Below are 11,134 nucleotides of genomic sequence, written 5' to 3' on the forward strand. Positions count from 1 at the left end.
GATGAACCATGACCTGCTCACCGTCGCTCGGTCGACGCGCCGTCGGGCTGTTGCTGATCGTGCTGGCGGCGACCGCGAGCCTCGTGATCGGCGGTGCGACGCCGAAAGCGCACGCCGCACCGACCCTGTCGACCGTCGAACCCGGTGTCCTCACCGTCGGCACCGAAGGCACGTACACACCGTTCAGCTACCACGAGAACGGAACCGGGCCGCTCACGGGTTTCGACGTCGACGTCATCACCGATGTCGCGAAGAAGCTCGGCCTGCGGGTGAAGTTCGTCGAGGCCAGCTTCGACAGTCTGTTCCCCGCGCTCGAGGCCGGGCGGTTCGATCTCATTGCCAACCAGATCTCGTATTCCGCCGAGCGCGCAGCGAAGTACGACTTGTCCGACCCGTACGTCGAATCCGCGAGCGTCGTCGTCGCGCGCTCGGGCGACGACTCCATCCGGTCGGTCGACGACCTGCGCGGCAAGACCGCCGCGCAATCGCTGTCGAGCAATTATGCCGAGATCGCGAAGGCGGCCGGCGCGGTGATCGAACCCGTGCCGGGCTTCGATCAGGCCATCACCCTTCTCCGACAGGGTCGGGTCCAGGCGACGGTCAACGACGAGCTCACGGTCAAGGACTACCTGACCCGAAAGAAAGACAAGTCCGTGAAGATCGCGGCGACGACATCGGACAAGAGCCGCCAGGTTTTCGCCGCACGGAAGAACTCCGGACTCATACCGGCGATCAACACAGAGATCGCCGCCCTGCGCGACGACGGCACCCTCGACAGGACCTACGCGAAGTACTTCGACGCGACCGCGACGGCGCCGAGTGCGTGGTCGGTCGTCCGCAGCAATCTGGTCCCGCTGCTCAAGTCGGCGATCACCGGGACGATCCCCTTGACGGCGATCAGCTTCGTCATCGGGTTGGCGATCGCACTCGGGGTTGCCTTGGCTCGTATGTCCAAGCGGCGGATCGTCAGCAGCGTTGCACGGCTGTACATCTCGATCATCCGCGGCACTCCGCTGCTGGTGCAGCTGTTCATCATCTTCTACGCGCTACCGGAGTTGGGCATCGTGGTGAGCCCGTTCCCCGCCGCCATCGTCGCCTTCAGCCTCAACGTCGGCGGCTACGCGGCCGAGATCATCCGAGCAGCGATCGAGTCGGTCCCCAAGGGTCAATGGGAGGCGGCGTCGACCATCGGCATGAACTACACGACGACGCTGCGCCGCATCATCCTGCCGCAGGCGACACGTACCGCCGTTCCGCCGCTGTCGAACACGCTGATCTCGTTGGTGAAGGACACCTCGCTCGCCTCGACGATCCTGGTGACCGAGATGTTCCGGCAGGCCCAGATCGCTGCCGCGTCGACCTTCGACTACCTCGCGCTCTACAGCACCGCCGCGCTGTACTACTGGGTGATCTGCCTCGTGCTGTCGTTCGGACAGTCGAGATTCGAGGACCGACTGCGAAAGTACGTGGCCACATGACCAGCACACCCGTCATCGAGGCGACCGGCCTGACGAAGTCGTTCCCCGGTCCAGGGAAAGACCCGATCCGGGTGCTCCACGACATCGACTTCACGGTCGATACGGGGTCGGTCTCGGTCATCATCGGCCCTTCGGGTTCGGGCAAGACGACGATGCTGCGGTCGCTCAACGCCCTCGACATCCCCGATGCCGGAGTGATCCGCATCGGCGACGTGAGCGTCGACTTCGCCGAGCTGGGCCGACCGAAACGGGGTCCCGGATCCGGCCGAACGCTGACCCGCGCCGACAACGCACTGCTCGCCCGATACCGCCTCCAGAGCGGCATGGTCTTCCAGAGCCACAATCTCTTCCCGAACCGGACCGCGCTGCAGAACGTGACCGAAGGTCCGGTCATCGTGCAGAAACGCGACGCCGAGGAGGCGCGGACCGACGCCCTCGCCCTGCTCGACCAGGTCGGGCTCAGCAAGCAGGCCGACCAACTCCCCCACCAGCTCTCCGGTGGTCAGCAACAGCGGGTCGGCATCGCCCGGGCGCTGGCGATGAAGCCGACGGTCGTCCTGTTCGACGAGCCGACCTCGGCTCTCGACCCCGAACTGGTCGGCGATGTCCTCGGCGTCATCAAGGATCTGGCCACCACCGGCACCACGATGGTGATCGTCACCCACGAGATCCGATTCGCCGCACAGGTCGCCTCGCAGGTGCTGTTCATCGACGGCGGCGCGATCGTGGAACGCGGATCGCCGGATCAGGTCATCGCGGCCCCGACCAGTGACCGCACCAAGACCTTCCTCAAGCGCATCCTCGACCCGGCCTGACGCCGATCCTCCGACCAAGCGAGCGCTTGATCGCCTAGGGTGCGGGTCATGTCCGTACGGTTCTCCCCCGAGGAATTGAGCGCCGCATTCGCGGCGTTCGAGGCGACCACCGAGGCCTGCGCGGCGACCGGCGACTGGAACCCGTGGGCCGAGCAGTTCACCGTCGACGCCGACTACATCGAGCACGCGATGGGGACCATGAAGGGCCGCGAGCAGATCCGGCCCTGGATCGCGACGACGATGGGCACGTTCCCCGGCAACCACATGGTGGCGTTCCCGTCGTTGTGGCATGTCACCGATCCGGCCACCGCCCGGGTGATCTGCGAGATCGACAACCCGATGCGCGACCCCGGGGACGGCTCGGTGGTGTCGGCGACGAACATCACCATCCTCACCTTCGCCGGCGACGGCCTGTGGTCGTGCGAGGAGGACGTCTACAACCCGATGGAGTTCGGCCAGGCCGCGAAAACCTGGTGTGTGCGGGCGAAAGAGAACGGCGTCATCACCGCCGAGGCGCAGCGGTGGCTCGACACGACCGGAGCCTATTTCCGCTGACGCCCGCGGTACCGGGGCGGACCGTGACTGGTATTCGTCACGACAGTGTTGCGGAAACTTGGGTCGCACAGGGAGAGCCCGTACTCTGAAACACTGTCGAGAGTCGATCCACGCACGTCGAAGAGGGGCTGAACACATGGCACGCGAGATGACCCAGCTCGAACTCCTCCAGGAGCTGTCGCCTGCGGCCGAGGAGAACGTGAACCGTCACCTCGCCGTGGCCAAGGACTGGAACCCGCACGACTACGTGCCGTGGGACGAGGGCAGCAACTTCGCGATGCTCGGCGGTCAGGACTGGTCGCCGGAGCAGTCCGAGCTCGGTGACGTCGCCAAGGCGGCCATGATCACCAACCTCCTCACCGAGGACAACCTCCCCTCGTACCACCGCGAGATCGCCAACAACTTCTCCACCGACGACGCCTGGGGCCACTGGGTGGGCCGCTGGACCGCCGAGGAGAACCGCCACGGACTCGCGATGCGCGACTACCTCGTGGTCACCCGCGGCGTCGATCCCGTGGCCCTCGAAGAGGCTCGCATGATCCACATGACCAACGGGTTCACCTCCGTAGGTGTCGGTGGTGACCGCGCCGACGAGGTCGAGGCCCACGGCGGCGAGCTCGGCCTGCTCTACACCGTCGCCTACGTGACGTTCCAGGAGCTCGCGACCCGCGTCAGCCACCGCAACACCGGCCGCGCGTGCAACGACCCCATCGCCGACAAGATGCTGCAGCGCATCGCCGCCGACGAGAACCTGCACATGATCTTCTACCGCAACATCGTCTCCGCGGCGATGGACCTCACGCCGGACCAGACCATGCGCGCGATCACCGACGTGATCTGCAACTTCCAGATGCCCGGCGCCGGCATGCCCAACTTCCGTCGCCACGGCGTCCTGATGGCCAAGCACGGCATCTACGACCTGCGTCAGCACCACGAGGAGGTCGTGCTGCCGATCCTCCGCAAGCTCAACGTCTTCGACCGCGACGACTTCGGCGCCCAGGGCGAGGCCGACCGCGAGCGCCTCGGTGCGTTCGTCGAGAAGCTCGGCGAGGACACCCTGAAATTCGAGGAGATGCGTGATCGCGCGCTGGCCCGTGAGGCGGCCAAGCGCGAGGCCCGCGCGTCCTAGGCAGCCCGTGACCACGGTCCTGGATCCGACAACCGCCGCCCCCGATTCCTCGGGCGCGGCGGTTTCGGCATCGGGATCGGACCGTCCCGCGCTCTCCATCGGGCGCTTCGCACTGGGTAGTCCGGTGGTGCTCGCGCCGATGGCCGGTGTCACCAACGTCGCGTTCCGCACTCTGTGCCGGGAGCTGGAACTGGAACGCACCGGCACCGTCTCGGGCCTCTACGTCTGCGAGATGGTGACCGCCCGCGCGCTCGTCGAACGGCATGAGTCGACGATGCACATGACCACCTTCGGGCCCGACGAGAACCCGCGGTCGATGCAGCTCTACACCGTCGATCCGGAGTACACCTACGCCGCGGCGAAGATGATCGTCGACGAGGATCTCGCCGACCACATCGACATGAACTTCGGCTGCCCCGTACCGAAGGTGACCCGCAAGGGCGGCGGCGCGGCCATCCCGTTCAAACGCCGCCTGTTCGCCCAGATCGTCGCCGCGGCGGTCCGCGCGACCGAGGGCACCGACATCCCGGTGACGGTGAAGTTCCGCATCGGCATCGACGACGACCACCACACCCACCTCGACGCCGGCCGCATCGCCGCCGCCGAGGGCGCGAAAGCCGTTGCGCTGCACGCGCGTACCGCATCACAGCGGTATTCCGGCGAGGCCGACTGGTCGGAGATCGCACGCCTCAAGGAGCACGTGACCGACGTCCCGGTGCTCGGCAACGGCGACATCTTCGAACCGCCGGACGCGGTGGCCATGATGGAGCAGACCGGATGCGACGGCGTCGTGATCGGTCGCGGTTGCCTCGGCCGCCCGTGGTTGTTCGCCGAACTCAGCGCGGAACTGAACGGACTCCCCGCGCCGACCCCGCCGACACTGGGCGAGGTCGCGCAGATCATCGTCCGCCACGGACGTCTCCTCGCCGACCACCACGGTGAGGACAAGGGCATGCGCGAGATCCGCAAGCACGTCGCGTGGTACCTGCGAGGGTTCCCGGTCGGCTCGGATCTGCGCCGCGACCTCGCGCTGGTCACCAGCGTCGATCAGCTCGTCGACCTCGTCGGCACGCTCGACGCCGACGCACCCTTCCCCCGCGACGGTCACGGTCCGCGCGGACGCCAGGGATCGCCCGCGGCCGTCGCCCTGCCCCAGGGCTGGCTCGACGATCCCGACGACGACGCCGTGCCCGCCGGCGCCGACGTCATGCACTCCGGGGGCTGAGTCGATTCCATGACATGTTCATCCGGCCGTAGCGGCACGTACCATCGGTCACGTTCCCATAACGGCAGAGGAGTTCGGTGAGCGACGACCCCACTCCCGGATCAGCAGATCCGGGTGATCCCGCGCGTCGCCCCGCCCCCGGTTCCCGACGCGACGACATCCGTCGTCGTCTCGATCATCCGTCCGACGGCGTACTGCGCGAGCCCACCGATCGGGAACGTCTGCGCCGTGGCTCCTCCGGCCGCCTGACCGTTGCCGAGCTGCTCGCGCAGATGAACGACCCGTCGGCGGCCGCGACACCGCCTCCCACACCCCCGCCGTCGGCGCCCCCTGTCTCCACTCCCCCTGCGCCATCTCCTCCCGCGCCTTCTCCGCCTGCCGCCGACGACGACCGCACCGAGACCATCCCGCCCGTCGTCGACGACACCCCGGCCCCGCCGGCGCCCTCCCGACCGTCCGCGCCCCGCGCAGCCGTCGCCCCCGAGGTCCTGCCGCCGCGTGGCGACCGGGTGGCCAAGGCCGCCAAACGCAGCGGTCGGATGCGCAGCGCCCGGACTGCGGCTCGCGTGGTGATCGTGGTGGGTGCGGTCTTGGCGCTGGTGGGGACCGGCACCGTGTGGGGATACCTCCGGGTCACCAACGGCGGCTTCCGCACCATCGACGCCGTCGACGCCAACGACAAGAACATCCGGAACAAGGGCGCCCAGTATGGCGACCAGACCTACCTGATCGTCGGCACCGACACCCGCGTCGGGAACAACGGCAAGGTCGGCGCAGGCACCACCGCCGACGCCGAGGGCGCCCGGTCGGACACCGTCATCCTCGTCAACGTCCCGGCCAACCGGAGTCGAGTCGTGGCGGTGTCGTTCCCGCGTGACCTGCAGATCGACCGCCCCGCCTGCGACAGCTGGGACAACAACACCGCGACCTACGACCCGAACAACGTCATCCCCGCCGAGACCGGGGCGAAACTCAACACCGCCTACGGCGACGGCGGACCCAAGTGCGCGGTGAAGGTGATCCAGCAGCTCTCGGGTCTCAACATCAATCACTTCATCGCGATGGACTTCTTCGGGTTCGAACAGGTGGTGAACAAGCTCGGCGGCGTGCAGGTGTGTTCCCCCACACCGCTCTACGACTACGAGCTCGGTCAGATCCTGTCGCGCCCGGGCAAGCAGACGGTGAAAGGCCAACGGGCACTCAACTACGTGCGCGCCCGCACCATCGACACCGAGGGCAACGGCGATTACGGCCGCATCAAACGCCAGCAGCTGTTCATGTCGGCGCTGCTGCGCGGGATGCTCTCGGGCCAGGTGTTGTCGAACCCGGCGCGACTCAACGGGATCATCAACACCTTCACCAAGTACAGCTACGTCGACGGCATCGACACCGACAGTCTCGTGAACCTCGCGCAGTCGCTCGAGGGTCTGCAGGCGGGACGCGTCACGTTCCTGACGATCCCGACCTCGGGCACCACCACCGACGGGTCGAACAACGAGATCCCGCGCACCGACGACATCAACGCGATCTTCGACGCCGTCATCAACGACGATCCGCTGCCCGGCGAGCAGAAGGCGTCGACTCCGTCTTCGTCTTCCTCCTCGTCGAAGGCGCCGTCGTCGGCGAGCCCGAGCACACCGCCCGAACAACCCCAGGTCATCACGGCCTCGGCACTGTCGCCGTCGGCGGTCGGCGTGCGCGTCCTGAACGGGACCGGGACCACAGGCCTGGCCACGCGGGTGTCGGACCAGATGTCGCAGTTGGGATTCGACGTGCGCGGGGTGGCCGACGCCTCGGAGAACCAGACGCAGACGGTGGTCCGCTACGGCCCCGGTGAGCAGGCCGCCGCCGCGACGGTCGCCTCGATGATCTCCGGTGCCGTGATCCAGTCGGACCGGACCGTGAAATCCGGTGTCGAGGTTCTTCTGGGCAGCGACTACCCCGGCGAGATCGGCGCGGTGCCCACCGCCGGCGAATCGTTGCGGGTGACCGAGAATCCACGATCCGACGAGGCCGTCGACCTACCCGGCGACCTGTCGGTGACCAACGCCGCCGACACCTCCTGCAGCGGCTGACCGACCGCCGAAACCTCGACCTTCCTGCGCGTTCACCACGCGTTCACCGCGAGACAACCGTCCGATCGGGGTCTGCCAGTACTCTTGGCACATGCGGAATGCGTACCACGAGCAGATGGCCGAACTGAACGGCATCCTCGGTCACATGTCAGAACTCGCCGGCGTCGCCATGGAGCGCGCCACCCAGGCACTTCTCCAGGCAGACCTGGCGGTCGCCGAGTCGGTCATCTCCGATCACGAGCAGATCGTTCGGCTCTCCGCACAGGCCGAGGAGCAGGCGTTCGCCCTGCTCGCGCTGCAGGCCCCCGTCGCCGGTGACCTGCGGGCCATCGTCTCCGGCTTCCAGATCGTCGCCGACGTCGACCGCATGGGTGCCCTCGCACTCCACGTCGCGAAGGTCGCGCGTCGTCGCCACCCCAGCAAGGCTCTGCCCGAAGAGGTGAACGGCTACTTCGCCGAGATGGGTCGTCTCGCCGTGCAGATGGCGCTGTCGGCCCGCGAGGTGCTCAACAGCCAGGAGCCCACCGACGCGCTGCGCCTGCAGAGCGACGACGACGCGATGGACGACCTGCACCGTCACCTGTTCACCGTCCTCATGGACCGTGACTGGAAGCACGGCGTCGCCGCGGCCGTCGACGTCACCCTCCTCGGCCGCTACTACGAGCGCTTCGCCGACCACGCCGTGCTCATCGGTCGTCGCGTCGTGTTCCAGTCGACGGGCAAGACCCCCGAGCAGTTCGTCGAGGCGCAGCCGCACTAGTCACGGCACGCTCGACACAGCTTTTCGGCACGCTCGGCGGTTTCCGCCGGGCGTGCCCTTCTGTGCGCCGAGGGTGCCGACCCTGCGCCCCAAACGTGCCACAGCCCCGGCCCTCACGAGGAGGACCGGGGCTGTGGTGGTCGAGTGTGCTGTCGTTTAGCCGAAGCGGCCGGAGATGTAGTCTTCCGTGGCCTTCTGCTCGGGGTTGGAGAACATGGTCTCGGTGTCGTTGATCTCGATGAGCTGTCCGGCCTGGCCGACGCCGGCGAGGTTGAAGAACGCCGTCTGGTCGCTCACGCGTGCAGCCTGCTGCATGTTGTGGGTGACGATGACGATCGTGTAATCCTTCTTCAGCTCGGTGATGAGGTCCTCGATCGCGAGGGTCGAGATGGGGTCGAGTGCGGAACACGGCTCGTCCATCAGCAACACCTCGGGCGACACCGCGATGGCGCGCGCGATGCACAGACGCTGCTGCTGTCCACCCGAGAGGCCGCCGCCGGGCTTGCCCAGACGGTCCTTGACCTCTTCCCACAGGTTCGCGCCACGCAGGCTGCGCTCGGCGACCTCGTCGAGCTCTTTCTTGTTGCGCATTCCCTGCAGCTTCAGACCGGCCACGACGTTGTCGCGGATCGACATGGTGGGGAACGGGTTCGGACGCTGGAACACCATGCCGATGGTCGAGCGCACGCTCACCGGGTCGACCGCCCGGCCGTAGATGTCCTCACCGTCGAGCAGGACCTTGCCCTCGACGCGGGCGCCCGGGGTGACCTCGTGCATGCGGTTGAGCGTGCGCAGCACCGTCGACTTGCCACAGCCCGAGGGGCCGATGAAGGCGGTGATGCAGCGCGGCGGCACCTCGAGCGAGACGTCCTTCACCGCGTGGAACGCGCTGTAGTAGATGTTCAGGTCTTTGATGTCGAGACGCTTTGCCATGTTCGGGCTCTTTCGTTTCCGGTCGTGCGAAATGTCTGTGTGCGGCGGTGTGGTCGGGCGAAGACTCGCCTAGGCCTTCTTGGGGGCGAACAGGCGCGAGACGAGCTTGGCGCCGAAGTAGATCACCGCGACGATGAGCACCAGGGTCAGCGCTGCACCCCACACCTTGTCGAGGGCGTCGGGGCCGTTGTTGTACTGCTGCACCATCATCAGGGGCAGTGACTGCTGGTTGCCCTCGAACGGGTTGTTGTTGATCGCCCTCGTCGACCCGACGAGGATCAGCACCGGCGCGGATTCACCCATCACGCGGGCGACGGCGAGCATGACGCCGGTGACGATGCCCGACAGCGCCGTCGGCAGCACGATGCTGACGATGGTGCGCCACTTCGGCACACCGAGCGCATACGACGCCTCCCGCAGATCCTGCGGGACGATCTTGAGCATCTCCTCGGTGGAGCGCACGACGATCGGGATCATCAACAGCACCAACGCGAGGGCCACCACGAAGCCCGAGCGCGGCAGGCCCAGGGTGGTGCGCCACACGGCGTAGATGAACAGCGCGGCGACGATGGACGGCACACCGGAGAGGATGTCGACCATGAACGTGGTGAAGCGGGCGAGCGCCGACTTGTTGCCGTACTCCACGAGGTAGATCGCGACGAAGATGCCGACCGGGATGGAGATCACCGCGGCGAGCAGCGTCTGCTGCAGGGTGCCGACGATCGCGTTGAACGCTCCGCCGTGCAGCTCGTCGAACTGCCACCAGTCCGCGCTCAGGATCGGGCTGATGCCGCGCGAGATGAGCGTGACCAGCAACCACACCAGCGGCGCGAGCGCGATCAGCAGCGCGACCGACACCAGCACCAGGGCGAGCTTGTCGGTGATCTTGCGGCGGGCGATGACGGGGGTGAATCCCGACGGATCCCGCTTGACCGGGCCGACACTGGGACTCTCGAGGGTGGCGGTCATGACTTCGCCTTTCCTGCGACGACCGAGCGGGCCGCGGCGTTGACGATGAAGGTCAGCACGAACAGGGTCAGGCCGGCCGAGATGTAGGCACCGGTCTTGATGGGCGAGTCGAACTCGGCGGCGTTGTTCGCGATCTTGGTGGCGAACGTCTCACCGCTCTCCATCAGGTTGAAGTTCAGCGGACCGGCGGTCGAGATGATCAGCAGCAGCGCCATGGTCTCGCCGAGTGCCCGGCCCAGGCCGAGCATCGAGCCGCTGATGTACCCGGAGAAGCCGAAGGGCAGGACCGAGACCTTCACGACCTCCCACTTGGTGGCGCCGAGGGCGAGTGCGGCCTCGCGGTGGCCCATGGGGGTCTGGACGAAGACCTCGCGGGTGACCGCGGTGATGATCGGCAGGATCATCACGGCGAGCACGATGCCTGCGGTCAGCAGGGTGCCACCGGTCGAGAGGTTCGCGACCTGGGTCGGTTCCTTGAAGAACGGCAGGAAGGAGAGGTTGTCCACCAGCCACTTGTCGAGCGGTACCAGCGCCGGACCGAGCACGAGGATGCCCCAGAGGCCGTAGACGATCGACGGCACGGCGGCGAGCAGGTCGACCAGGTAGGTAATGGGACCGACGAGGCGGCGCGGGGCGTACTGGGTGAGGAAGATCGAGATCCCCAGCGCGATCGGCATGGCCAGGATCAGAGCGATCACCGAGACCACGATGGTGGCGTAGAGCAGGTTCAGGATGCCGAACTGCAGGTTGTCACCGGAGGTCACCCAGTCGCCGGAGTAGGTGAAGAAGTTCTCGGTGTTCTTCAGCAGCGCGGGAACGGCCTGGATGACGAGGAACACCGCGATCAGGGCGATGAGCACCGAGATGAAGATGCCCGAGCCGACCGAGAGGGTGCGGAAGATCTGGTCGCCGAGCCGAGTGACGGTGCCCGAGGACCCCGATCCGGACTTGTCGGCGTCGTCGCCGGTGGGAGGCGGTCCGGGGATCGTTCCGGCCATCGGGTCCGGGCCGCTGAGCGAGGAGGTCATGGATCCTTCTGAATCAGCCGTCTGGCCGGCGCGCAGTTCGCCGTGCACTTCGGTCATGAGCAATGTCTCCCAAGTCTCTCAACCAACGTCGCGGGGGCGCCAATGTTGGGGCCCCCCCCACCCGGGGATGGGTGGCCGCCCGCGGGGGGGGGGCAGCCGGGAGCGCA

Annotated in this window: 10 protein-coding genes; 7 read left to right on the plus strand and 3 right to left on the minus strand. The window is 67.2% G+C overall.

All coding sequences use genetic code 11. The features are described from left to right. Positions 1-8 precede the first annotated feature (8 nt). From ACQ7HM_RS11435 to phoU, 7 genes are all read left to right on the plus strand, one after another. The gene (locus ACQ7HM_RS11435; RefSeq protein ID WP_434216370.1) at positions 9-1,478 is read left to right on the plus strand and encodes an ABC transporter substrate-binding protein/permease; all 1,470 of its coding nucleotides are present in this window, start codon (positions 9-11) and stop codon (positions 1,476-1,478) included. After that, entirely contained in the window at positions 1,475-2,293 is an 819-nt protein-coding gene (locus ACQ7HM_RS11440; protein WP_434216371.1) for an amino acid ABC transporter ATP-binding protein, read from the plus strand. Before ACQ7HM_RS11435 ends, ACQ7HM_RS11440 begins: the two co-directional genes overlap by 4 nt. A gap of 48 nt (positions 2,294-2,341) precedes the next feature. Next, on the plus strand, positions 2,342-2,848 hold the full coding sequence (locus ACQ7HM_RS11445; RefSeq protein ID WP_434216372.1) for a nuclear transport factor 2 family protein: 507 nt from the start codon (positions 2,342-2,344) through the stop codon (positions 2,846-2,848). A 136-nt stretch (positions 2,849-2,984) separates the two neighbouring features. Next, positions 2,985-3,977, plus strand: a complete 993-nt coding sequence (locus ACQ7HM_RS11450; protein WP_434216373.1) for an acyl-ACP desaturase — start codon at positions 2,985-2,987, stop codon at positions 3,975-3,977. A gap of 139 nt (positions 3,978-4,116) precedes the next feature. After that, positions 4,117-5,202 (plus strand): tRNA dihydrouridine synthase DusB, encoded by a 1,086-nt coding sequence (dusB, locus tag ACQ7HM_RS11455; RefSeq protein WP_434216413.1) that lies wholly within the window; start codon positions 4,117-4,119, stop codon positions 5,200-5,202. A 77-nt stretch (positions 5,203-5,279) separates the two neighbouring features. Beyond that, a complete protein-coding gene (locus ACQ7HM_RS11460; protein WP_434216374.1) occupies positions 5,280-7,277 on the plus strand; it encodes an LCP family protein in 1,998 nt (665 codons plus the stop codon). A 91-nt stretch (positions 7,278-7,368) separates the two neighbouring features. Further along, positions 7,369-8,037 (plus strand): phosphate signaling complex protein PhoU, encoded by a 669-nt coding sequence (phoU, locus tag ACQ7HM_RS11465; protein WP_045824264.1) that lies wholly within the window; start codon positions 7,369-7,371, stop codon positions 8,035-8,037. Positions 8,038-8,193: 156 nt separating this feature from the next. Here the strand turns inward: phoU and pstB are convergent, their stop codons facing one another. The 3 genes from pstB to pstC all read right to left on the minus strand — a co-directional run bounded on the left by pstB (position 8,194) and on the right by pstC (position 10,967). Beyond that, complete coding sequence (pstB, locus tag ACQ7HM_RS11470; protein WP_434216375.1) at positions 8,194-8,970, minus strand: phosphate ABC transporter ATP-binding protein PstB; 777 nt, start codon at positions 8,968-8,970, stop codon at positions 8,194-8,196. A 69-nt stretch (positions 8,971-9,039) separates the two neighbouring features. Further along, positions 9,040-9,939: a phosphate ABC transporter permease PstA gene (pstA, locus tag ACQ7HM_RS11475; RefSeq protein ID WP_434216376.1), complete on the minus strand. Its 900-nt coding sequence runs from the start codon at positions 9,937-9,939 to the stop codon at positions 9,040-9,042. After that, positions 9,936-10,967 carry a phosphate ABC transporter permease subunit PstC gene (pstC, locus tag ACQ7HM_RS11480; protein ID WP_434216377.1) on the minus strand — a complete coding sequence of 344 codons (1,032 nt, stop codon included), beginning with the start codon at positions 10,965-10,967 and terminating at the stop codon, positions 9,936-9,938. Before pstC ends, pstA begins: the two co-directional genes overlap by 4 nt. Positions 10,968-11,134: the final 167 nt, after the last annotated feature.

The organism is Williamsia sp. MIQD14, assembly GCF_051025635.1.
In the GTDB taxonomy this organism is placed as follows: Bacteria; Actinomycetota; Actinomycetes; order Mycobacteriales; family Mycobacteriaceae; genus Williamsia_A.